This is a genomic window from Brevibacillus laterosporus (genome assembly GCF_030489605.1).
Classification (GTDB): Bacteria; Bacillota; Bacilli; order Brevibacillales; family Brevibacillaceae; genus Brevibacillus_B; species Brevibacillus_B laterosporus_E.
In genome coordinates this window covers 1-23995 of record NZ_JAUKFY010000022.1, presented here as the reverse complement: position 1 = coordinate 23995, position 23995 = coordinate 1, and the positions used below count along the sequence as shown (strand labels likewise).

At 42.0% G+C, this 23995-nt stretch carries 25 protein-coding genes; 21 read left to right on the top strand and 4 right to left on the bottom strand.

Annotated features, from left to right (window positions below; all coding sequences use genetic code 11):
- The first annotated feature begins 305 nt into the window (after positions 1-305).
- From QZ995_RS19020 to QZ995_RS18995, 6 genes are all read left to right on the top strand, one after another.
- The gene (locus QZ995_RS19020) at positions 306-1337 is read left to right on the top strand and encodes a DUF4367 domain-containing protein (protein WP_003333538.1); all 1032 of its coding nucleotides are present in this window, start codon (positions 306-308) and stop codon (positions 1335-1337) included.
- Between the two features lie 226 nt (positions 1338-1563).
- On the top strand, positions 1564-2007 hold the full coding sequence (locus tag QZ995_RS19015; protein WP_003333537.1) for a hypothetical protein: 444 nt from the start codon (positions 1564-1566) through the stop codon (positions 2005-2007).
- Between the two features lie 3 nt (positions 2008-2010).
- On the top strand, positions 2011-3216 hold the full coding sequence (gene alr, locus QZ995_RS19010) for an alanine racemase (RefSeq protein ID WP_301810016.1): 1206 nt from the start codon (positions 2011-2013) through the stop codon (positions 3214-3216).
- A gap of 144 nt (positions 3217-3360) precedes the next feature.
- Positions 3361-3660: a CopG family ribbon-helix-helix protein gene (locus QZ995_RS19005; protein ID WP_003333535.1), complete on the top strand. Its 300-nt coding sequence runs from the start codon at positions 3361-3363 to the stop codon at positions 3658-3660.
- A 3-nt stretch (positions 3661-3663) separates the two neighbouring features.
- Entirely contained in the window at positions 3664-4014 is a 351-nt protein-coding gene (locus QZ995_RS19000; RefSeq protein WP_003333534.1) for a type II toxin-antitoxin system PemK/MazF family toxin, read from the top strand.
- Between the two features lie 215 nt (positions 4015-4229).
- Positions 4230-6389: a Tex family protein gene (locus tag QZ995_RS18995; RefSeq protein WP_301810011.1), complete on the top strand. Its 2160-nt coding sequence runs from the start codon at positions 4230-4232 to the stop codon at positions 6387-6389.
- Positions 6390-6463: 74 nt separating this feature from the next.
- On the opposite strand, the gene cmpA is transcribed toward QZ995_RS18995, so the two are convergent.
- Both cmpA and QZ995_RS18985 read right to left on the bottom strand, forming a co-directional pair.
- Positions 6464-6589 carry a cortex morphogenetic protein CmpA gene (cmpA, locus tag QZ995_RS18990; RefSeq protein ID WP_003333532.1) on the bottom strand — a complete coding sequence of 42 codons (126 nt, stop codon included), beginning with the start codon at positions 6587-6589 and terminating at the stop codon, positions 6464-6466.
- A 109-nt stretch (positions 6590-6698) separates the two neighbouring features.
- Positions 6699-7034 (bottom strand): hydrolase/acyltransferase, encoded by a 336-nt coding sequence (locus QZ995_RS18985; protein WP_301810002.1) that lies wholly within the window; start codon positions 7032-7034, stop codon positions 6699-6701.
- 121 nt (positions 7035-7155) lie between these two features.
- Here QZ995_RS18985 and QZ995_RS18980 point away from each other — a divergent pair, with 121 nt between their 5' ends.
- The 6 genes from QZ995_RS18980 (at position 7156) to QZ995_RS18955 (ending at position 13096) form a co-directional block, all read left to right on the top strand.
- Positions 7156-7620, top strand: a complete 465-nt coding sequence (locus tag QZ995_RS18980) for a SprT family protein (protein ID WP_301809999.1) — start codon at positions 7156-7158, stop codon at positions 7618-7620.
- Between the two features lie 65 nt (positions 7621-7685).
- Positions 7686-8156, top strand: a complete 471-nt coding sequence (gene tsaE / locus QZ995_RS18975) for a tRNA (adenosine(37)-N6)-threonylcarbamoyltransferase complex ATPase subunit type 1 TsaE (protein ID WP_301809996.1) — start codon at positions 7686-7688, stop codon at positions 8154-8156.
- Entirely contained in the window at positions 8137-8850 is a 714-nt protein-coding gene (gene tsaB / locus QZ995_RS18970; protein WP_301809991.1) for a tRNA (adenosine(37)-N6)-threonylcarbamoyltransferase complex dimerization subunit type 1 TsaB, read from the top strand. The genes tsaE and tsaB overlap by 20 nt, the downstream gene beginning before the upstream one ends.
- 9 nt (positions 8851-8859) lie before the next feature.
- A complete protein-coding gene (gene rimI / locus QZ995_RS18965) occupies positions 8860-9330 on the top strand; it encodes a ribosomal protein S18-alanine N-acetyltransferase (RefSeq protein ID WP_301809988.1) in 471 nt (156 codons plus the stop codon).
- 16 nt (positions 9331-9346) lie between these two features.
- Positions 9347-10405 (top strand): tRNA (adenosine(37)-N6)-threonylcarbamoyltransferase complex transferase subunit TsaD, encoded by a 1059-nt coding sequence (gene tsaD / locus QZ995_RS18960; RefSeq protein WP_437124754.1) that lies wholly within the window; start codon positions 9347-9349, stop codon positions 10403-10405.
- Between the two features lie 330 nt (positions 10406-10735).
- On the top strand, positions 10736-13096 hold the full coding sequence (locus tag QZ995_RS18955) for a hypothetical protein (RefSeq protein WP_301809983.1): 2361 nt from the start codon (positions 10736-10738) through the stop codon (positions 13094-13096).
- Here QZ995_RS18955 and QZ995_RS18950 read toward each other — a convergent pair.
- The gene (locus QZ995_RS18950) at positions 13093-15027 is read right to left on the bottom strand and encodes an ABC-F family ATP-binding cassette domain-containing protein (RefSeq protein ID WP_301809980.1); all 1935 of its coding nucleotides are present in this window, start codon (positions 15025-15027) and stop codon (positions 13093-13095) included. The two genes, QZ995_RS18955 and QZ995_RS18950, sit on opposite strands and share 4 nt — an antisense overlap.
- A gap of 115 nt (positions 15028-15142) precedes the next feature.
- On the opposite strand from QZ995_RS18950, the gene QZ995_RS18945 reads away from it, so the two are divergent.
- The 7 genes from QZ995_RS18945 (at position 15143) to QZ995_RS18915 (ending at position 19985) form a co-directional block, all read left to right on the top strand.
- A complete protein-coding gene (locus QZ995_RS18945) occupies positions 15143-15706 on the top strand; it encodes a 5-formyltetrahydrofolate cyclo-ligase (RefSeq protein WP_301809977.1) in 564 nt (187 codons plus the stop codon).
- Positions 15707-15790: 84 nt separating this feature from the next.
- Positions 15791-16306: a MogA/MoaB family molybdenum cofactor biosynthesis protein gene (locus tag QZ995_RS18940; protein ID WP_018673793.1), complete on the top strand. Its 516-nt coding sequence runs from the start codon at positions 15791-15793 to the stop codon at positions 16304-16306.
- Positions 16300-17301 carry a molybdopterin-binding protein gene (locus QZ995_RS18935; RefSeq protein ID WP_301809973.1) on the top strand — a complete coding sequence of 334 codons (1002 nt, stop codon included), beginning with the start codon at positions 16300-16302 and terminating at the stop codon, positions 17299-17301. The genes QZ995_RS18940 and QZ995_RS18935 overlap by 7 nt, the downstream gene beginning before the upstream one ends.
- A gap of 26 nt (positions 17302-17327) precedes the next feature.
- A complete protein-coding gene (locus QZ995_RS18930; protein WP_301809972.1) occupies positions 17328-17696 on the top strand; it encodes a twin-arginine translocase TatA/TatE family subunit in 369 nt (122 codons plus the stop codon).
- Positions 17697-17716: 20 nt separating this feature from the next.
- A complete protein-coding gene (gene tatC / locus QZ995_RS18925; RefSeq protein ID WP_301809971.1) occupies positions 17717-18508 on the top strand; it encodes a twin-arginine translocase subunit TatC in 792 nt (263 codons plus the stop codon).
- A 114-nt stretch (positions 18509-18622) separates the two neighbouring features.
- Positions 18623-19279 (top strand): Bax inhibitor-1/YccA family protein, encoded by a 657-nt coding sequence (locus tag QZ995_RS18920; protein ID WP_301809968.1) that lies wholly within the window; start codon positions 18623-18625, stop codon positions 19277-19279.
- Positions 19280-19445: 166 nt separating this feature from the next.
- Positions 19446-19985 (top strand): hypothetical protein, encoded by a 540-nt coding sequence (locus tag QZ995_RS18915; RefSeq protein ID WP_301809965.1) that lies wholly within the window; start codon positions 19446-19448, stop codon positions 19983-19985.
- Position 19986: 1 nt separating this feature from the next.
- Here the strand turns inward: QZ995_RS18915 and QZ995_RS18910 are convergent, their stop codons facing one another.
- Positions 19987-21258 (bottom strand): CAP domain-containing protein, encoded by a 1272-nt coding sequence (locus QZ995_RS18910; RefSeq protein ID WP_301809962.1) that lies wholly within the window; start codon positions 21256-21258, stop codon positions 19987-19989.
- A 324-nt stretch (positions 21259-21582) separates the two neighbouring features.
- Here QZ995_RS18910 and groES point away from each other — a divergent pair, with 324 nt between their 5' ends.
- Together groES and groL are read left to right on the top strand one after the other, a co-directional pair.
- Positions 21583-21864 carry a co-chaperone GroES gene (gene groES / locus QZ995_RS18905; protein ID WP_003333513.1) on the top strand — a complete coding sequence of 94 codons (282 nt, stop codon included), beginning with the start codon at positions 21583-21585 and terminating at the stop codon, positions 21862-21864.
- Between the two features lie 60 nt (positions 21865-21924).
- Complete coding sequence (gene groL, locus QZ995_RS18900; RefSeq protein ID WP_301809958.1) at positions 21925-23559, top strand: chaperonin GroEL; 1635 nt, start codon at positions 21925-21927, stop codon at positions 23557-23559.
- Positions 23560-23995 lie beyond the last annotated feature (436 nt).

Below are 23995 nucleotides of genomic sequence, written 5' to 3'. Positions count from 1 at the left end.
TTTTTTATGTTCAGAAGACTTAATATGTAAAGGAAGATTTTTGCAGGCTCCAAGTCAAACTCTAACTTGTCTGCATATTGGGACGAGAAGGCTCATAGATATATAACGCATAGAGCAGGAGGGGAAACTGTTAGCTCTACAGACTTTACTAAAGTTCTGTTAGCGCAGGAATATTTGCGGAATGTACAAGATTCAGTCGGCATGTAGGATATGTTGACTGGAGCTGGATAGCTATCTGACAAATTTCCTAGGAAATAGACAGTCAAGCCCTTCATTGTCGAAACTAGACAAGGGGAGTTGAGGTAATGAAACGTAGAGCTTTAGGTTTAGTCATGCTATTGGTGCTCTCGTTGCTCGTGACGGGATGCTTCGGGACAAAGACACCAGAGGATGTAGTGAATGAATTAGGAGGGAAGATGGACAAAATTACCGGTTATAAGACCAATGCAGTGTTAACTCTGCAAACCGGTACCACACCACAAGAATATGATGTGGAGGTCTGGTATTCTAAACAAAATAATTATCGTGTAGCTCTCACATCTAAACAGCGTAACATTACGCAAATTATTTTACGTAATGATGAAGGTGTTTTTGTGTTAACCCCACATCTGAAAAAAAGCTTCCGTTTCCAAAGTGGATGGCCGGAAAACAATGGACCTCTCTACTTATATGAAACGTTGGTTAACAGTATTGTAAATGATGCTGATCGTAAATTGAAAATGGATGATAAGGAGTATGTCTTTGAAGTAAAAGCGAACTACAGTGGCAATCGTTCCTTTAGCAAGCAAAAAATTTGGATGAGCAATGATTTGAGGCCAACGAGAGCTGAGATTATGGACAACAATATGAATAAGCTGGTAGAAATTAATTTCACTGAGTTCAACTTTAACCCTGAATTTCCGAAGGACGCGTTCGATAAAGATAAGAACATGACTAGTGCTCTCCCTTCTGTTCCGACTATGGGTCAAACTGAAACAGGTGTGAAGAAGCCTACGAGCCAATTTGGGGTTATACAGCCGACTTATGTACCAGCAGGAATTAAGCTAAACAACATTGAACCGGTGACTCATAATAATGAGAAGAGCGTATTGTTACAATATAAAGGAGAGTACAACTATTCCTTGATGGAAAGCCGTCCAACTGCTGCGACTGTTTCCTATGAACAAGGAATGCCTGTAGACCTTGGTTTTACCATTGGTGTTCTGTATCAGACTGCTGAAGAAAAACGTATTCTTAAATGGGAGCTGGATGGTGTCGAATTCACACTCTCCGGTGACTTGCCTGAAGATGAAATGCTAAAGGTAGCACAGTCTACTTATGGTGTAGGCGGTAAATAAAGTATCGAAGCTGCAAGAGACGAAGGGTGTCTTCGTCTCTTTTTCTATGTAGCATGAGAAAAGAAAACATATGTACGATCTAGTGATTTTACTTGCTCACCAAAGCCATATCTAATCGGCAAATATAGACGGATTTTTCTGACATTTCATGTTGCTTCATTGACAGGCTCCCTAAAAAAACGGTAAGATACGTAACGAGTTATTTATAAGGGGTGATTCAACTTAGATGAAACATGAATATGGTGAGGTACTCTATCATGAAAAAGCGACCTATTCAGATTTATTCTTACGTAAGGATGCTAAGATGCGAATTATGGAAACGGTACTTTTTGTGATAATCATGATTCTGCTGTCGAATTTTTTTGGTGACCGGGATAGCACAGTATTTAAAGTAATCGCCATAGCAAGTGCGGTAGCACTGGTGGGCTTGGCTCCGTTCTTTTATAAGTGGAGACTTCGACCTGCTTACACTGTGACGAAATCTCATCTCATTATCAATATTCGTGGACAAGAAACAGCGTATCCACTGACGCAAGTAGAGCCGATTATTGAAGGGAGACATATGTACCGTATTAACGGAAAACGTATGCCTCTCATGATATCTCATAAATTTCTAGCTCATTTAAACGAGAGACTACATGTTATTAACAGAAAGAATAAGAGGCGATAATTCATGAAGCCATATGCCCGCGATACATGGATAGAAGTTGATCTGGATGCGATTGCGGCTAATGTCTCTGCCCTGCGCCAACATATCCCTGCCCACTCAGAAATTATGGCAGTAGTTAAAGCGGATGGATATGGTCATGGTTCAGAATATACGGCCAGAGAAGCACTTGCGCATGGAGCTACCAGACTGGCGGTAGCTGCTTTAGATGAGGCGCTTGTGCTGCGACGAGCAGGTATTACAGCACCGATCCTTGTTTTAGGTTATACCCCCGTAGATGCTATGCAAACCGCTGTGGAAGAGGATATTCAATTGACCGTTTATCATCTTCAGTGGCTGCAAGAGGCTGCCCATCTTTTGGTAGGCAGTTCTAAAAAATTGGAGATTCATGTCAAAGTTGATACAGGTATGGGACGCATCGGGGTTAGTAATGAAAAAGAATTATTGGAGCTTATCCATACGATAACTACAAATGATTCCATGCGTTGGGTTGGAATATTCACGCACTTTGCTTGTGCGGATGAGGAAGACACTACACATGTAAAAGGACAGCATGCCTTATTTCAGGAACGCTTGAAAGCTGTTGAGAAAGCAGGCTATAAGCTTCCGCTCATTCATTGCAATAATACGGCTGCAGCAATTGTTTTTCCAGAATGGAGTTATGATTTGATCCGATTGGGCATAGGCTTATACGGATTGTATCCTTCCGACTTCATAAAACAACAGCATGTACTTGATTTAAAACCAGCCCTCAGCTTAAAAACCCGAATTTCCCATGTGAAAAATATGCCCCCGCATTCCACAATCAGCTATGGAGCCACCTATACAACCACCGATCAAGAACAGATAGCCACTGTACCAATCGGATATGGAGATGGTTTTCCCCGTTTATTGTCTAATCGAGGTGTCGCCTTATGTCATGGCAAACGAGTGCCTATTGTAGGCAGAGTGTGTATGGATCAAACCATTCTTCATATTCACTCAGGAGATGCCCAGGTGGGAGACGAAGTGGTTTTGTACGGAAAACAAGGGAATGAAGAAATTACACTCGATGAGATTGCCGAGTGCTTGGGAACAATCAATTATGAAGTAACATGTATGCTCAATTATCGCATTCCTCGTGTTTACTTACGAAATGGGAAAATTGTCGGTATCTGTCATGGAATTGCCAATAAATTCTTAGAAGAATATCGAAAAATGGCAGGAATTTAGCGGAAAAGATCGAATACCTTTTAAGGTGGGCATCATGCATCGGTGAAAAGCATCAAAAAGGTATATTTTTGCATATGGTTCGACATAATGGTACTGATAAGATCAGAAGAGAACGGAAAGCGTTCGAGAACAGAGGTTACGGTCATGGCTGGAGGTGGATTTGTCTTGTCTAAAAGCAATACAAAACGTATCATGATCAGTTTGCCGCAACATTTATTGCAAGAGGTAGACGGCGTTGTGCAGAAAGAGAGATCAAACCGAAGTGAATTGATTCGTCAAGCGATGAGTCTCTACCTCAAGGAACGAAAAAAACGCTTTATACGAGAAACAATGCAACGTGGTTATTTGGAAATGGCTAAAATCAATCTCAATATGGCATCGGAGGCTTTTGAAGCAGAAGAGGAAGCCGATCTTACCTTAGACCGCTTAGTTAGCGGGGTGTAGTAAGTGAATGTTAAACGTGGCGATGTATTTTTCGCGGACCTTTCCCCTGTGGTTGGCTCCGAGCAAGGTGGAGTTAGACCGGTATTAGTTATACAAAACGATATTGGAAATCGATTTAGTCCGACGGTTATCGTCGCTGCGATCACTGCTCAGATTCAAAAGGCAAAGCTGCCTACGCATGTGGAAATCGATGCAAAAACATATGGGTTTGATCGTGACTCTGTCATCTTATTGGAACAAATAAGAACCATTGATAAGCAAAGGTTGACTGATAAAATCACTCATCTGGACGATGAGATGATGGAAAGAGTGAATGAATCACTTCAGATCAGCCTCGGATTAATAGATTTTTAATAACGGATGAAAAAAGGATCTTTCGCGTTTAAGAGCGAAGGGTCCTTTTTTCATCAACAGTTGATTTCAGATCTGGAGGTCTCTTTACAACGTAGAGCCTAGGGAAAACCCTGTCCTATCCCTAGGTAAACTTGTAAACGAAACCTCAGGGGGCTATCATACTAGTTAGACGTAAAAAGATTGAGAACTTCTGTAAACCTTGGGAGGATAGGTACATGGATGTTAAACAAATGGCTGCCACCCTTGCACGAGAATTAGGTGTAGGTGTTCAGCAGGTCGTACAAACAATAACCTTGCTTGATGAAGGAAATACCGTTCCATTTATTTCTCGCTATCGGAAAGAAATGACTGGTCAATTAGACGAGACACAAATACGGACTATTGAAGAACGTGTGCGTTACTTACGAAATTTAGTTGTCAGAAAAGAAGAGGTTCTTCGTTTAATTGAGGAGCAAGGAAAGCTAACAGAAGAATTATCAATCGCAATTCACAAGGCCACCAAGCTTCAGGAGGTGGAGGATCTTTATCGTCCATATAAGCAAAAGCGCCGTACACGTGCAACGATCGCCAAAGAAAAAGGATTAGAGCCTCTTGCCGCCTATATACTGTCCTTGCCGCAGACAGGTGATCCTTTCTCAGAAGCTAGTTGTTATATAGACGCTGAAAAAGGTGTTGAAACAGCAGAAGATGCCTTGCAGGGGGCAATGGATATTATTGCTGAGCAAATCTCCGATGACGCAGAGTATCGGAAATGGATTCGTGAAAAAACTTTCATGAAAGCTATCCTGCTCACGGAGCAAAAGGAAAAAGAAGAAGACGGAAAAAATGTTTATGAAATGTATTATAGTTACTCCGAGCCCGTCAAAAAAGTCGTTCCTCATCGCGTTCTGGCCATAAATCGCGGTGAAAAGGAAGGGATTTTAAAGGTTTCGTTAGAAGCGCCTGTCGAAGATATAATTGCGTTTCTACAAAGAAAAATACTAGCTCAGAAGACGGTCGTTGAGGATGTAATCAAGCAAGCGATAGAGGATAGCTACAAGCGTTTAATTGCTCCTTCTATTGAACGTGAGGTAAGGAATGAATTGACAGAGGTAGCTGAGGAGAGAGCGATTCACATCTTTGCTGAGAATTTACGCAATTTGCTGCTTCAGCCTCCGTTTAAAGGAAAAGTGGTATTGGGTGTCGACCCGGCCTTTCGTACTGGCTGTAAGCTTGCCGTTGTGGATGATACGGGTAAAAAGCTTTACATCAATGTGATTTATCCAACGCCGCCAGTAAGCAAAGTCAAAGAAGCTAGTGAAACCGTGAAACAAATTATTGATGAATATCAAGTAGATGTAGTTGCAATCGGGAATGGTACAGCTTCAAGGGAGACTGAGCAGTTTATCGCTGATGTATTAAAAGAAGTAAAGCGTGATGTCTCCTATATTATTGTGAATGAAGCAGGAGCTTCTGTGTATTCGGCGTCAGCGTTAGCGAAGGAAGAATTTCCTGATTTGGACGTAGCAGAAAGAAGTGCTATTTCTATCGCTCGCCGTTTACAAGATCCGCTGGCTGAATTAGTAAAAATCGATCCAAAATCAGTGGGTGTTGGACAGTATCAGCATGATGTATCGCAAACTCGTTTAGCGGAAAGTCTAGAATTTGTGGTATCGTCAGCAGTTAACCACGTCGGAGTGGATGTGAACACGGCTTCTGCTTCTTTGCTTCAATATGTATCCGGTGTAAACAAGCAAGTAGCATCCAATATTGTGAAGCTTCGTGAAGAGAATGGGAAATTTACAAACCGATCCCAATTAAAAAAGGTACCTCGGTTGGGTGCTAAAACCTATGAGCAATGCATCGGCTTCTTGCGTGTGATGGACGGAGAGAATTCTCTTGATCGTACTCCTATTCATCCAGAGTCATATGAGGTTACGTACAAGCTGTTAAAACATTTACAAATCCAGCCTGAGGAAATTGGCAGTGAGGCTTGTAAGAAGCAGGTCATGAATATTTCAGTGCCGCAAATGGCAGCAGTGCTTGAGATTGGTGAACCAACACTAAAAGATATTGTAGACAGCCTTTTGCGCCCGGGACGCGATCCGCGTGATGAGCTTCCTAAGCCGCTGTTAAGTAAAGATGTTTTGAAAATAACAGACCTGAGCAAGGGTATGAAGATGCAAGGTACGATTCGCAACGTGGTTGATTTTGGTGCATTTGTTGATATCGGGCTAAAAAATGATGGGCTTATCCATATTTCTCAATTAAAAAAGGGATTCGTAAAACATCCTCTTGATGTTGTAGCAGTTGGAGATATCGTTGATGTCTGGGTAATGGATATTGATGAGAAACGTCAGCGGGTTGGTATGACCATGATTTCTCCAGAAGAATAGCCTGCTAAACATGGTTTTGTAAAAAGAGAAGGTTTTTCAACTAGTTCATGTCTCTAAACGGACAAAAAGCCGTCCTATTCCTCAGGGCGGCTACTTTGCTTTTCTAAATATAGAAACCAACAGCTGTTTAGCAATCGAATTTGTCTTACATCCTTCCCAAAGAAGGCGCGTTGTAGCTGTTTACGCATCCATTGTGGCATAAAAAATACCTCCTGCGCTTTCTTACTGGCATTGTATGCAGGAAGAAAGGTGGAGGTACCTGTCTGTGTAAGTCATAACCTAATTCTATGTCTGGGACCGGATAAGATTCTATTCCTCTTCTGCTAAACCTTCTAATTGTGCTTGCAGAGCGCGAATTTCGGTTAATAAGGAACGGAGTGGGTACTCTGTTTCATTTAAGCAGGAAAAGCTGGACTCTAATTCATTCAGATAGGAAAGACCATCTACAATCTTTAGTTCTTGTGACAGAAGTTCAAGATCACTGCATTCGCATAGCATATGCGGTAATTCGGGTCTAGTGACTGCAGTTAATTTGTTATGTTCTTTTTGTAGCCGTTTAAGCAGGGCTAAAAGCTGATACATATGTGATGACGGCATTTGTACAAAAAAAAGCTCGCTCTTCTTTTGCAAAAGTAGGTAGCGCATGAAAGCCTCCATCTGTTAAATTGACTTGAGTTCATGCACAAGTGTAGCGTATCCTTCAAGCAGAATTCAAGAGATTTTGTTATAGTAAGTACAGTCGGAAAAGACTTAGGGGGAGACGTGTGTGAACGATAAGGAATTGCAAAAACTAGTGGAAGAGATATCGGTACGTGATTTTGCCAAACCGTTTCGTCATAATGCTCGTTTTAACTCACGTTTGCGCACGACTGGCGGCAGATATTTATTGCGTTCGCATGATCTTGAGTTTAATCCCCTTCATCTTCAAGAACATGGTAAGGAAGAATTGATTGGTATCATTAAGCATGAGCTATGCCATTATCACCTTCATCTGGAGGGAAAGGGCTATCGACATCGCGATCAAGATTTTATTCAATTATTACAGCAGGTAGGTGGAGCAAGATACTGCTCCAGACTTAGCAAACAAAAAATCGTGCTGCCATATCGCTACCAACTAATCTGCACGGACTGTGGATTTTCGTATAAAAGAAAGAAAAGGATTAACCCAGCCCGCTATGTGTGTGGCAGGTGTCGAGGGAAATTGCGTATCGAGCCCTTGTCACAGGGATAGGAACCCGCCTTTACATGCCATTTTCGACAGGGCTATAATAAAAAGAATGGAGGAATGGCAAGGCAATGACGTATGAATTTGAATTTACTAGTCAGCAAGCGACCCAGGAATTCGCAGAAAAACTAGCACAGCTTTTGATGCCAGGGGATTTCTTGGCGTTGGAAGGGGATTTGGGAGCTGGTAAAACTACGTTTACACAAGGACTGGCACGGGGACTCGGAGTAAAACGTGTGGTCAATAGTCCAACCTTTACGATTATAAAAGAGTATGCTGGACGTATGCCGCTTTATCATATGGATGTATACCGTGTCGCTGATCAGGTGGATGATTTAGGGCTTGATGAGTATTTTTACGGTGAAGGTGTTTGTGTTGTAGAATGGGCCTCTTTAATCCCAGATCATGTACCGGAGGATCGAATGACGATTCATTTGCTTCAACAAGGAGAGAATGTTCGCCTATGCCGACTTGAGGTAGTAGGAAAACGAAGTGAACAGGTAGGTAAGGAGATTGATCAACATGTGCGTGCTGGCAATTGATACCTCCAATCTCGTGCTTAGCGTCGCTGTGGTCGATGATTCACGAGTACGGGGAGAATGGACAAGTAATTTAAATAGAAATCATTCCGTTACAGTAATGGACGGGATATCCACGCTGCTAGATGAACTAAATATTGACCCGGCAGAATTGACGGGAATTGCTGTAGCAAAGGGACCTGGTTCTTACACAGGAGTTCGGATTGGAGTAGCTACGGCGAAAAGCATGGCCTGGTCTCTTGGGATTCCTGTGATTGGTATCTCTAGTCTAGAAGCAGTAGGAATGAATGCTCTTTCTTTTACAGGAGGAATTGTCCCGCTCTTTGATGCAAGGAGAGGTCAAGTATACACAGGCCTGTATCGAAGCAAGGATTGTCAGACGCTGGACGCTTTGCTACCTGAACGAATTATATTGCTTACAGATTGGTTGGATCTGCTCCAACAAGAAACATCTGATGAGCCCTTGCTATTTTTAGGAGAAGATTTGGACAAACATCGTGACGTTATTAACGATGTGCTGGGAGAAAAGGCAATGTTTGCAACCCCTGCCTTCAATCATCCAAGAGCAGCACACTTGGCATGGGAGGGTCTTCAACAGTTGAAGGAAGGAAAAGGCATTCCTGCGCATGACTTAGCACCTGAGTATCTACAATTGGCAGAAGCGGAAGCCAAATGGATAGCGAAACAGGAAAAGTAGGGATATTACATGAGTGAGACACTATCAAAGCAGATAGAATTTCGTTACATGACATTAGATGATGTAGAAAGGATTGCTGAGCTAGAGCGTATTTGTTTTCCAACTCCCTGGCCATTAGAAGCCTTTATTAATGAATTAACCATTAATCCGAATGCAAAATATATAGTAGCTATACTAGACGGACAAGTTGTAGGCTATTGTGGAATGTGGCTGATTATTGATGAGGCTCATATCACTAATATTTGTATTCATCCCGATGTACGTGGTCAGAGGGTGGGATTACAGCTCATGAAACAGATGATGGCACTTGCGATCGTACTGGGCGGCGAAAGAATGACCTTGGAAGTGCGCCCTTCTAATGAAATAGCTCGGAACTTATACACAAAATTAGGTTTTGAAGAACATGGAAGACGAAAACGATATTATTCCGATAATAACGAAGATGCCATTATTATGTGGGTGAATTTACGTGAAGAGTAATCGACAATCTCGCTATATGAAGCGGGTACAACAACGCTATGAACAACAATTACAATCGAATCGACCAGTCTGTATTTTAGGTATTGAAACGAGCTGTGATGAAACATCGGCAGCCGTTATTGAGAATGGTAGAACCATTTTATCCAACGTGATTGCTTCTCAAGCTGATATACACAAACGCTTCGGGGGGGTTGTACCTGAAGTTGCTTCTCGCAGACATGTGGAAAATATTACGGTGACCATAGAAGAGGCACTAGAGCTTGCTAATAAAAGCTGGGACGATATCTCTGCTATCGCAGTGACGTATGGCCCGGGATTAGTCGGGGCTCTTCTAGTCGGCGTAGCAGCTGCGAAAGCTATTTCCTTTGCAAAAGGAATTCCACTTATAGGAGTTCATCATATTGCAGGGCATATTTATGCAAATCGTTTGGTGGAGGAAATGCAATTTCCGCTGATCAGTCTAGTTGTTTCTGGTGGACATACAGAGTTAATCTATATGAAAGAGCATGGGCATTTTGAGATTTTAGGTGAAACCCGTGATGATGCGGCCGGAGAGGCTTATGACAAGGTTGCCCGTTCATTGGAATTGCCTTACCCAGGCGGACCGCATATTGATCGGCTAGCTCATGAAGGGGAAGCAAGTATTAGCCTGCCAAGAGCTTGGCTAGAGAAGGATTCGTATGATTTTAGCTTCAGCGGCTTGAAATCGGCTGTATTAAATACGCTTCACAATGCAAAACAGCGAGGAGAAGAAATTCCTGCGGCCAATCTGGCAGCAAGCTTCCAAACTTCAGTAGTTGAGGTTTTAGTAGAAAAGACGATTCGAGCCGCAAGAGAGTATCAGGCTAAACAAATATTATTAGCGGGCGGCGTAGCAGCAAATAAAGGATTACGTTCAGCATTAAGTGAGCGGTGTGCAAAGGAAGGACTGGCTCTAACTATCCCGCCACTTATTCTTTGCACAGATAATGCTGCAATGATCGCGGCGGCTGGATTTGTCTCATACCAACAGGGGAAATTTGCCGATCTTAATTTAAATGGTGTTCCTGGATTAGAATTGACCAACCCTTTTTAGTATAAAGCTAAAAAGGGTTTTTTTGTTCCAATGACCCCCATAAAAGGAATTTGTCTAGGAGAGATGGGAAAGCTACTAAGGATTGTCGATGAGTTGCAAATCAACTTATAAACAATATCCACAATCATTTCTTAACAAATGTAATAAATCTGTTAGTATCTTTGTGGATAATGTGGATAACGATGATGTTTAGTCCATAAAACTCTTATTTATGGTTTTTTTTCTGTTGAAAAGGCTATTTTAACTGTGGATAAATCTGTTGAAAAAATGCATATAACATTATTCGGCATAATCATTCAGCTTCTTGTTATTAACAGGAGGAATACCTTTATGAAAATACAGTTGCTTCGGTGGATGCTTGTATTGGTTGTCATTCTTGAGATCAGTTTTCATAAAGCGGCATTTGCCGCCTCTGCGTCTACAACATCTCCGCTACTAACCACACCATTTATTTCTATAAAGAATCGACAAGTAATTATACTCGCTGTGGATATGTTTTCTTTCAATGATCTTCAAGAGCTGCGGTACCGTCAGCCTTTTGCTGGTCATATGCATAAGGCGGGCTATGCAGCATTAACGATGCGGACTGCCGGACCAAGAACGGCCGCGAATGGCTATCTATTGATGGGTAGCGGAGGACAGGCTCAATATACAGAAGCCAGCGAAACATTGTACCAGGCTAATGAATCCACAAGCAATAATGAAACAGCAGAACAACGAATGAGCCGCCTGACGAATCCGCATACGATTAACAAAAAAAGTACGCTCTTATACCCCGGTATTTTTCGTTTGCAAAGAGATAATGAAAACAAGCCGTATACAGCCCGAATTGGATTAATGGGAGATGGCATTGAACGTGTAGACGGTACGGTAGCTTTTTATGGAAATGCTGATTACGGAGAAAAGAAGCAACGGCATGCCTCGTTACTGGGGGTTACTTCAACCGGAGAGATCAGAAAGGGAATGGTATCGCCCGATATGATATTGGAAAAGGACTTGCGTTATCCTTATGGTCTGCGTACAAAGAAAGATGTTGTTTTACAACAGATTGCAGAGGATAAAAGCTCAAGCCTAATCATTTGGCAATATGGGGATTTGGCAAGATTATACAAACAAATGCCTGAAATGTCACCCTCGCATTTTAAACAGATGTACCATCAAATTATTGGTGATTTAGCAAAGATAGCAGGTCAAATAATTGCTAAACTGCAACCAGGCCAAATGTTTCTGTTGCTATCTGCAGATGCTAATCCAATTGCCATCAAAGAAAAGGGCATATTGACGCCATTTCTCATGTGGACATATTCAGGAGCAAAAACAGGCGAGTTAACGTCCATAACCACACGTCAGCCAGGACTCGTGAGCGGATTGGATCTATTACCAACTGTTTATCATTGGATTCATCTGCCTTTACCCGAACATGTAATTGGGCATGTGATTCATCCTGCAACGAATCAACCAATCCCATTTGTTTCCACGACTGAAGTAAGTCAGGTGAAAGACAATCAGTCGGATTGGAGAATTTCTTCCTTTTTCCAAAAAATAGACCGCATTCATCGTATATATGCGAACAGACCAAGCATTATTTATAGCTTTGTCATCCTTCAGTTGGCCGGCTTATTGTTGGGGCTTTTATTATGGTATCGATATCAGTATCAATCTAGGCCAGTTTCATTGTCTGTGCGTAAATTTGTAAGGCTATTGCTTACTGCATTGCTATTAGTCCCGTTTTTGCTTTTGCTAGAGCCTCTCGTGGATATCTCTTTACCGGTTCTTGCTACAATTTCGCTGTTAGGGATAGTAGCTGGGGTAATGGCCTACTGGTTATCCCGCCTCCCGCTAGCAACTGGTTTTTTTCTGATAGGAGTTTGTACGACAATCGGCTTATTAGTAGATGGATTTACGGGCGCTCACTTGATGAAGCGTTCTTTCCTCGGGTATGACCCGGTCATTGGGGCGCGCTTTTATGGAATAGGTAACGAATATGAGGGGGTATTAATTGGAGCCAGCCTGCTTTTTTTTGCTGCATTTTATCAATGGGAACAAGGGCGGAAAAGAAAGCAAATAAAAGATGAACAGACGAATCTGTCTCTAGTGGGTCTGATTTTGATTATTGTATGTATGGGTATCATTCTATGGTATCTGGCTTCTCCTCAATATGGTACGAATGCAGGGGGATTTTTGGCAACTGGACTTGCGTTTGTGGTTACGTTGTTTCGATTTTATCAAATCCGTCTACGCAAAATAAGCCTCCTCTTGGTAGGAGGAAGCTTATTCGTTGGTATTGCGAGTTTACTTATTATTCATCTGTTTTCGATGCAACCAATGACTCATGTAGGTAAAGTTGCTCATGACATTGTAACGGGTAACTGGATAGAAGTGGGTCAGATTATTCAGCGGAAGCTGGAAATGAATCTTCGCCTAATCCGTGTTTCTTTATGGAGTAAGGTATTTTTTCTATCCCTGTTTATTGTCAGTGTCATCAGCTTTTATCCGCAGCAGTATATGCGTAGATTGTATGCCAGCTATCCTGCCTTGGTTATGGGCTTTAGCGGGATCATGGCAGGTTCGTTGGCTGGTCTTTTTTTAAATGATTCAGGTATTGTGACAGCGGGCACGTCGATCATTTTTTTTGTAAGTCCTGCACTACTCTTAACTCTACAGGAAGATAAGATAGCTAGAAAGTATTAGTCCATCGACAGCTCTTCCCATTCTGCATACAATTGATCAATTGTTGTTCGAGCCTGGCTGATCAGATCATTACGCTTCTGGGCCTCAACATGATCGGAATAAACATCAGGATGGCATAATTCTTCTTCCCAGGTAGCGATTTTTTCCTCGGTATCCTGAATGTTTTTTTCAATTTCTTCTAAACGTCGTTGGCGTTGCCGCTCTTTACGCTTCGCTTCCTTATCAAGCTCATAGTTGCTTTTCTCAGGAGTGTTTGGTCTGGCTGCTGAGGTTTTTGAATTTGTCTGTTCAACCTTTTCCTGAGCTTGTTCTACAAGCTCTTGTTTTTTATCCAGATAGTAGTCGTAATTACCAAGGTAGCTTGTTACTCCAGTCGGAGACATCTCTAGAACGCGAGTAGCCATTTTGTTTAGAAAATATCTGTCATGGGATACAAATAAAATCGTGCCGGGATAGTCATACAGGGCATTCTCTAATACCTCTTTACTGATGATATCCAGATGGTTAGTCGGCTCGTCAAAAATCAAGAAATTGGCTTCTTTTAACATTAACTTAGCCAAAGAGACACGCGCGCGCTCACCGCCGGACAAGTCGCCAATTCTCTTCAACACGTCATCGCCGCTAAACAAGAAGTTTCCAAGGATAGTGCGGACCTCTTTCTCCAGCATTTGCGGATAATCATCCCATAGCTCTGCCAAAATGGTTTTGCTCATATTTAACTCGCGTTGTTCCTGATCATAGTAGCCAATGGTTACATTACTTCCGAGGTCTATATGTCCTTGTTTGGCGGTAAGCTGACCCACAATCGTTTTCAGTAAAGTAGATTTTCCAATCCCGTTTGGTCCTACTAGTGCAACGCGCTCTTCGCGTTCTAAATCAAAGGTCAATTGAGAGGAAAGCGTGACCTCCTCGTAGCCAATGGCAAGATTTCGAACCTTAAGCACGTTATTTCCGCTCATTTTGGCAATTTCAAAGGAGAAATGGGCAGATTTGTTACTCGAAATCGGTTTATCCATTCGATCCATTTTTTCAAGCGTTTTCCGTCTGCTTTGTGCGCGTTTGGTAGTAGATGCTCTTGCGATATTGCGCTGAATAAAATCCTCTAATTTGGCGATTTCTTCCTCTTGCTTTTCAAAACGGCGCAGTTCCTGCTCTATGCGCACCGCCTTTTGATCCAAATAGCGGCTGTAGTTGCCTACATAGCGTTGAGCCTGATGACGCTCTATTTCATAGACGATATTTACTAGCTTATCTAAAAAGTAACGGTCATGGGAAACGACTAGGATAGCACCCTTGTAATTTTGCAAATAGACCTCCAGCCAGGATAGCGTTTCGATATCCAAATAGTTCGTAGGCTCATCCAACAGCAACAAATCAGGTGACTGAAGAAGTAGCTTCGCTAATGCCAGACGTGTTTTTTGGCCGCCGCTTAACGTATAAATGGGTGTTTCATAATCCATGTCTGAAAAACGAAGACCGTGAAGTACACCGCGAATGCTAGCTTCATAGCTATAACCGCCTTTTTCTTTAAAGGCTTCCACGCGATGTGAATAGGTCTCTATAATCTGCTGATATTTTTTTTCGTCCTCAAAGACTGCGGGATCGCCCATCATAGCTTCCATCTTGCGGAGCTCTTTTTCCTCTGATTGAAGATGCTCAAAAACAAGAAGCATCTCTGCCCAGATGGAGTTATTGGATTCCAGACCGCTGTTTTGGGCTAGGTAACCGATAGTTACATCCTTTGGTTTACGAAGCACTCCGCTATCATAGCTAAGTTCGCCTGCTATAATTTTCATCAGCGTAGATTTCCCTGCTCCATTTACTCCAACCAAACCGATCCGTTCTAACGTTTGTACTTGTAAAGATATATCCTGTAAAATGGTTTCAACACCATATGACTTCGTTATGTGCTCTGCTTGTAATAAAATCATAGCTTTCACCCCGAGATGATATTCAGATCTCTATCCTAACAGTGTACCTAAAGCTGAGGTCGGGAACAAGGGGAGCCGATCAATAGGTGGGCAAATAAGGGGGCAAAGTATACACATGCAAGAGAAGAAACGCTTGAGACAGGTGATGATTAGCGAGCGTGATTTGTTGAGTAAAGAGGATCGCAGGCAAAAATCCGATAAGGCTACGCAGCATTTATGGAGTATCAAAGCTGTAAAAGAAGCTCAAACGATTATGTGTTTTAGTTCGTTTGGAAGTGAAATCAATACGTGGTCTTTTATAGAAGAAGCAAGAGAGCGTGACATAAAGGTTGCTCTTCCCCTGACGAATCGAGAGGATAAAAAAATAATACCTTATACATATGAGAGCAGAAGTGGCTTGAAGAAGGGAGCTTACGGTATCTGGGAGCCAGACCCCACACGTTCAACAGAGCTGAAGCTATCAGAGATTAAAGTAGTGATCGTTCCAGGAGTAGCCTTTGACCGGCAAAAAGGGCGTTTAGGGTATGGTGCCGGTTATTATGACCGATTTTTCCAAAGCTTGCCGCATGAACCTAGACGAATTGGATTTTGCTTTGCTATGCAGGTGATTGAAAAAGTGCCAATGGAGCCTTTTGATATCCATTTGGATCAAATCGTCACCGAAGAGGGAATTATCTGAATTTGAAACAATTTGGACATACATTACACCATTCCCAAAAAGATGGTATTGTATAATTGTGATGGTATTGGAGGAGGGTTTAACATGTCAGGATGGAAAATAGGCATCATTACGGCTAGTGATTCAATTGCTGGTGGGGAAAGAGAGGATGATCGAATTCAGTTGGTGCGAGGGTTAGTCAAACAGCACTTGCATACGGAAAACATTATTTATCGTTGTTTACCGGATGATATGGAAGAACTGAAGGAGCATATGATCGAATTGGTGGATCGAGAAAAATGCGATATTCTCATTACCACAGGTGGAACAGGATTGAGTCCGCGGGATGTTACACCGGAAGTAACGTCATGGGTAATTGATCGTCCAGTACCTGGCTTAGCGGAGGAGATGCGTCGTGCAGGTTTAAAGCAATCTCGCCGCGCAATGTTAACACGTGCTGTTGCAGGGACTAGAGGCAACAGTTTGATTTTCAATTTACCAGGAAACCCTAAAGGAGTCGAGGTCTGCTTTATCGCTATTGCAGACATGCTGCCGGATGCATTGCATATTTTGCAAGGCTCAGAAGAAGCCGGTGAAGACTGGGGTGGAATCGGATGGTAGAAAAGCCGAACTTTAAAGTCGTGCCTGTCCGCGAAGCGGTGGGCATGATTTTGCCTCATGATATGACGCAGATTTTACCCGGGGAGTTCAAGGGTAGGTTGTTTAAAAAAGGGCATGTTATTAAAACAGAAGACATAGAACCGCTGCTTTCTATAGGAAAAGAGCATATTTATATCATGGATATGCCTCCTGGCTTTATCCATGAAGAAGAGGCAGGTCAAAGAATTGCCCAAGCTGTTGCAGGCACAAATCTTATTTTAACAGAGCCTTATGAAGGTAAGGTTACAATGAAGGCAAAAACGAACGGACTTTGTAAAATCAATGAGCAGGCCGTTCATGCTTTAAATGAATTAGATGGTATAGCCCTTTCCACTATTCTAACGAATCAAGTGGTAACAAAGGGGCAGTCTGTGGCTGCTACTCGTATTATCCCTTTGATTATGAAAGAAGAAAACATTCTCGTGTTAGAACGTTTGGCTAAGCAGTTTGAAGGACCGATCGTGGATGTGCTGCCCATTCCTGCTCGCAGGGTAGGAGTGGTCACGACAGGAAGTGAGGTTTATCAGGGACGAATCCAAGATAAGTTTGGCCCCGCTATTAGAGCTAAGGTAGAAGCGCTAGGCTCTCAAATAGTTGAACAACGGTTTGCCCCAGATGATAAAGAAATGATACAACATGAGATAGAATATTTCCTGGCACAAGAAGTTGATCTCATCTGTGTAACAGGCGGTATGTCTGTTGATCCAGATGATAAGACACCCGGAGCTATTGCTGGTGTAGGCTCTGATGTTATACGTTATGGAACGCCGATGTTGCCTGGTTCTATGCTAATGATCGCCTATAAAGGAGATACCCCTATTCTAGGCTTACCTGGAGCGGTGATGCATGAGCCTGTTACATCGTTTGACGTCTTTTTGCCTAGAATCCTGTATGGAGAGCGCATCCAAGAAAGTGATATGACACGACTTGGTTATGGTGGTTTACGGAAGTGTTAATAATCAAATGAGTGGAGATGTTGATTATGAGTGGAATTGGAGCTTCAGGTTTTGTTATATTGATCATTTTAGCTATCATCTTCTTTGGGCCTAAAAAGCTGCCAGAGTTGGGAAGAGCTATGGGCAGTACTTTGCGAGAGTTCAAAAAAGCAACAAGCGGACTTGCTAATGATGATTTTGACGAGAATAAAAAAGAGAAACCAGCCGAACAGCAAGTGGTAGCAGCGACTGCTAAACCGGCGGACACAGTGGAGACCTCAGAGAAAATTGATCGTGAAAAGCTAGAGCGTGAAATTCGTGAGCGTCTGGAACGCGAGCGTCTAGAAAAGGAGATTCGCGCAAAAATCGAACAGGAGCGTAAAGAAGCGTCCTCTTCCAGCGAACCAAAAGCGTAAGAAGAAGGTAGGCAGGTTGGATGAGTAAACAAAGAGAAATGACTATATGGGAACATATTGGCGAATTGCGTAATCGTCTTTTAATTGTTCTACTCGTTTTTGTTATCGGATTAGCAGTGGGACTATACTACGCCGGGCCGGTTGTTATGTATCTACAGCAAACGCCTATGACTAATCTTTCTATGAATACATTAGTTTCCTTGAAGCCTTCCGATGCTTTGCAGGTGTACATGCAGTTTGCTTTCCTGGTTTCGATGATTCTAACTACACCTGTATTTTTGTTACAGCTATGGGCGTTTGTTAAACCAGGTTTAAAGCCACATGAAACAAAGCTAACTCTATCGTTTATTCCCGTTATTTGTCTGTTGTTTCTGATTGGATTAGCTTTTGGCTATTATGTTGTGTTCCCGTTAGTGGTTCTGTTTATGACTAACATTAACGTTCAGTTGGGTACCCCAGTCATGTGGGGATTAGGTGAGTACTTCTCTTTTATGTTTAATATGGTTGTACCTTTTGGATTTTTGTTTGAACTTCCGATCCTGGTGATTTTACTAACAAGGCTGCGGATTATCAATCCGGTAAGGCTGTCTAAAATAAGAAGATACGCATATTTTATTTTAGCTTTTATTGCAATTGTGATTACACCTCCTGACTTCATGAGTGACTTTATCGTAATGATTCCGTTGTTTGTTTTGTATGAGATCAGTGTGTTTCTGTCCAAAGTCATTTACCGTCGGCAGTTGAAAGAGGATGAGGCGTGGGAACGTGAATACGGTATCGCGGAAGTTCAAGCTGATTCTGAAATGAAATAGTTTCAAAGAGCATAAAGTTATATTTATGCTCTTTTTGTGTAAATATAGTTGCAGAACTTGTCATGAATCGGTAGGATTCTTAAGTAGGAACCAAAAATTGGAGGTGCTTGAAGCTTGAACGAGAATTATTCGGAGCAAGTGTATCGGGAAGAGAGTAACTTTCCTAAAATTTTGAGATTGTTTGCCATTTCACTGCTGGTGTCAACGATTGGTAGTGCGGTAGGAACAGCATTTGTTCCCCCGGCCTTTATCCTGCCACTGGTTGTTGTTGAATTGCTAATGCTGATCGGTGCCTTTTTTATGCGTAGAAAGGGTGTTCGAATCGGGTATGGATTCTTATTCGCCTTTGTGTTCATCAGTGGAATCACGCTTGGGCCAACGCTTCAATACTACGCAATGAAAAATGGGGCCTTGCTGGTTAACGCAGCTTTCCTCATCACTACCGTTATCTTTATTTCACTGGCTGGTTATGCTTATGTGTCCAAACGCGACTTCAGTTCAATCGGCGGCTTTTTGTTTGCAGCTCTTATTGGCTTGATCCTGTTACAGGTGCTAAATCTGTTTATTCCATTAGGAACGGGAATGCAGCTATTAATAGCATCTGGCGGGATTTTGATTTTTAGCGGCTATATCCTATATGATGTGTCTCAGTTCAAACATGGGGTAGCAGATGATGATATCCCAATGGCTGTTATTTCGCTTTACCTCGATTTTATCAATTTGTTCTTGTCATTGCTCCGTCTTTTAGGAATTTTAAATAGTGATGATTAGTTCTTAAAAAATGAATGTGCCCCCCTCTGAGCTTTTTCAGGAGGGGGGCTTTTGCGTATGGATATTAAGCTTATTGTTTTACAGAAATACTTGCTCTGTTTGGTATAGCTGCTTTTTGTCGAGCAAATACTATATGGACGAAATGGCTTGAAAAGGAGTGAAATAGATGAAAAAAAGAAGGTGGATTGTAGTATCTGCTATTTTTTTATCCGTATCGGCGGTGGTGGCTGGTTTCACTATGATGAAGGCAGGTGCAATCTCAGGAATTCTCCCATTCTTGCATAAGGGTGAGCAAGCAACGGCCACTAGCGGTGCCCCAACAGGAAACGATTCAGATGGAGCGCAGATAGCTGGAGAGAATGTCGAGCTATTTGATAGCGACCAGCAAAAGGTTGTATCCCATTACTCAAATAGCACTCTCTTTCAACAGGAAGCGCAAACGATTTTACACTCAGTGAGCGGGAGAGTCCAGGATATTAGCCCGCAGTTGGAGCATTGTTATATTTTAAAAATCCCTGTGGACCCTCCAATAAAAGTATCTGTTCCGAAAGAAAAGATAAAAGATCATATCGCGCGAGTTTTTGTGGTGATGCCAAAGAACGGGAAACGCAAACCATGGCTTATCCTGCATAATCAGCGTGAGGAAACCATATTAGCGGAGTTTACCAGAGATGTAAGGGCGATACGTGAACTCATCAAGAAATAATTTATTTGGTTGCAGAGAGTGTAACGAAGTTTTCGGTAAAGTAGTCAGAAAAGACACCTACGCCTAGCTCTTCAAATTGCTTTTCGAGCACATTTTTACGATGTCCCAAGCTGTTTAACCAGCTTTGAGAGGCCTCAATAGCATCAGGAAATCCGGCGGCAATATTTTCTCCTGCCATTCGATAGGACAGACCGTTTTTCTTCAGTCGGTCAAATGGAGATAAGCCTGTTGTTGCGGAAATATGATCAAAATACTGATTGCGCTGCATATCAATGCTATGATTACGGGCTGTAATGGCTGCTTTTTCGTTCCAACGCAATGGTGGAATTTGATAGCGATAACGAATGACATTGGTTAAATCTAATATCTGACGTTCCATCGCTCGATTAATCTCCTCCTGACTTTTAGCATCAGGGGTGGGAGGCGTGAAATTGGGTGCTTCCCCTGTATAAGTCCACTTCGTTTCGGAGAATCCGCCCTGAAGCAGAACTAGCTTGTCGATGAGTCGGATGCCAGTAACCTTCTGTTGGTTGTGCTTGTCCAAGTAAAATAAGACAGGAATATCACCTACAAGCTGTAACGGCCGCTCTGCTCGGTCATTTTTTATTTCCACAAATGTATCCTCATAAGAAAAGGTAACGCGCTCCTGTAAAGAATAGCTCCTTTTGAGCGTATCATATGAAGTGCCAATACGTATTTGATTGGTTAAAGCGGCTTTCGAACTATTGGAAAAGACATCTACTACCTTCCCTTTTAAAATGCCAACCTGTACATAACGATCAGGATGCTTGTTATAGATCCACCATTCATATCCCAATAAGCTGGGTTCCCGACGATCAGGGATACCTAATGCAGCTTCCACCTGTTGGGAACTCATATGCAAGGAGACCCCAAAAAGAATAGGATCAGAAACAAGGGGCTTCGTGGGGGTCTCTCTTTTTTCCGTCGTAGATAAAACTTGCTTCATAGAAGGAGTGACTATTCGCTGATTTTGCTGAAGGGGCGATTTAGCAGACGCAGTGTGCCCAGGTGTCAGCGTTGTCAGGAAAACAGCTTTCGTCGTTTCTTTTACTGTTTCAATGACATCAGCAGAGGTACCCTTGGTATATTTGTCAGAGTCTGATGCATGTAGCGTGCTTGTTTTCGTAAAAAGAGGGGAGAAGATCATCCGCATATGACTTTTCGTCTCGGATGAGGCTTGCGTGCTTGTTTGCAACAAAACAAAAAGTGAAAGTCCAAGAGCTGTAACAAGAAACCAGCTTTTTTTAGGCATGTACGATTCCTCCTCGGAGTCTAGCAAATCTTTCTCTATTTCATCTATAAGTAAATATCGTCAAGTATAGAACTAATAAATAGAGTTTTGTATAAAAGAAAAGAAGGTGGAATAAGAGAGTTCCAGAAGATATATGTATGAAGAGACTGGATGCTTAGTCCCAGACCTTACAGGGATAGAAGTTTTTGTCTGTAAATGTACTTGAAAATACTTGCAAAGCATTCAGTGATTTATTATTATAGGAATTGGGTGTTAGCACTCCTTAAAGGTGAGTGCTAACCGTTTAAGAAAAATTATGTACTATCTTTGAGGAGGGTGTTTTTTGTGTTGAAGCCATTAGGTGATCGTGTCGTACTTGAACCAATTTCTAAAGAAGAAACAACTGCTAGTGGTATTGTTTTGCCTGATACTGCAAAGGAAAAACCACAAGAAGGTCGCATTGTTGCAGTGGGTTCTGGTCGCATTGAAAACGGTGAGCGTATCGCCCTTGAAGTAAAAGAAGGCGATAAAGTAATCTTCTCTAAATATGCTGGTACAGAAGTTAAGCTGGACAACAAAGAATATTTGGTACTTCGTGAGTCCGATATTTTGGCAGTTATCGGCTAAGGTACCGTCACATACTGATTTACCCTAAACACATATTTCTATTTGGAGGTTGAGTATTAGATGGCAAAGCAAATCAAGTTCTCCGAAGATGCACGTCGCTCTATGTTGCGCGGTGTAGAAACTCTTGCAAATGCAGTTAAAGTAACACTTGGACCTAAAGGTCGTAACGTTGTTTTGGAAAAAAAATTCGGTTCTCCATTGATTACAAATGATGGTGTAACGATTGCAAAAGAAATCGAACTAGAAGATGCATACGAAAACATGGGTGCGCAATTAGTTAAAGAAGTTGCTACTAAAACCAACGATATCGCTGGTGACGGTACAACTACTGCAACAGTACTTGCTGCTTCCATGATTCGCGAAGGTCTAAAAAATGTAACTGCTGGTGCTAACCCAATGGTGATTCGTCGCGGTATGGATAAAGCTGTTCGTGCTGCTGTAGAAGAAATCCATTCTATTTCCAAACCAGTAGAAAGCAAAGCTGCAATCGCACAAGTTGCTTCTATTTCTGCTGATGATCCTGAAGTAGGTAGCTTGATTGCTGAAGCTATGGAAAAAGTAGGGAAAGACGGCGTAATTACTGTTGAAGAATCCAAAGGTTTCGCAACAGAGCTTGAAGTGGTTGAAGGTATGCAATTCGACCGTGGATACGCTTCTCCTTACATGATCACTGATACTGATAAAATGGAAGCTGTTCTTAGCAACCCATTTATCTTAATCACTGATAAAAAAATCGGAAACATCCAAGAAGTATTGCCAGTACTTGAGCAAGTAGTACAAAGCGGCAAACCTTTAGTTATCATTGCTGAAGATGTTGAAGGCGAAGCTTTGGCTACACTGGTAGTTAATAAATTGCGTGGTACATTTACAGCGGTAGCGGTAAAAGCTCCTGGATTTGGTGATCGTCGTAAAGCGATGTTGCAAGATATCGCTATTCTTACTGGCGGTGAAGTAATCACTGAAGAATTGGGACTTGATCTTAAAGCTACAAAAATCGAACAATTGGGCCGTGCTGCGAAAGTTGTTGTTACTAAAGAAAACACAACAATCGTTGAAGGTTCTGGGGATAAAGCAGCTATCGAAGGTCGTGTAGCTCAAATCCGTCAACAAATCGAAGACACTACATCTGAATTTGATCGTGAAAAATTGCAAGAACGTCTAGCTAAATTAGCTGGTGGTGTTGCAGTTGTTAAAGTTGGTGCTGCTACAGAAACTGAGTTGAAAGAGAAAAAACTTCGTATTGAAGATGCTCTGAACTCTACTCGTGCGGCTGTAGAAGAAGGCATCGTAGCAGGTGGCGGTACAACACTAATTTCTGTTATGCATGCTATCGAGAAGCTAAACCTTCAAGGAGAAGAAGGTCTAGGTGCCCAAATCGTTCTTCGTGCTTTGGAAGAACCTGTACGCCAAATCGCAGCAAATGCTGGATTGGAAGGTTCCGTAATCGTAGAACGTCTGAAAAAAGAAGAACTAGGTATTGGCTTCAATGCTGCTACTGAACAATGGGTAAATATGATTGAAGAGGGTATTGTAGACGCAGCTAAAGTAACTCGTTCTGCTCTATCTAATGCTGCTTCAGTTGCTGCTATGTTCTTAACTACAGAAGCGGTTGTTGCAGATAAACCAGAAGAAAATAAACCAGCAATGCCAGACATGGGTGCTATGGGTGGCATGGGCGGAATGGGTATGATGTAAGCAGTTATACCCAAACTGCGAAGAGGTGACGATTTTGTCACCTCTTTTTCCTTTGTTGTGAGTGAAAATATTTACAGGATTATTGCTAGGATTTCACGAGAGAGCTTATGCTATAGAGAACCTCGGTTTAGTAGAAAGCTTTCTTGGTTATAGATAATCAAGATGACGTTTTTGTTTATTCTAGAGAAAAGTGGATGCTGTTTTTATAAGTTAGTTTAATTAGGATTGAAAAATATTTAGGGAAAAATAAAAAAACTTGCATAACCTGTCTTTAGTTTGGTATTATAAAAAGCGTCGCTTTAAGCGATGTTACCAACTCTATAAAAAAATCTCTTAAAAAGTTTTAAAAAACTATTGACTTTAAGATGATGATCTGATAGAGTTATAAAGGTAAGCGAGAGACGAGATGAACTCGCTTTAAGCTGAAAAGTGCTCT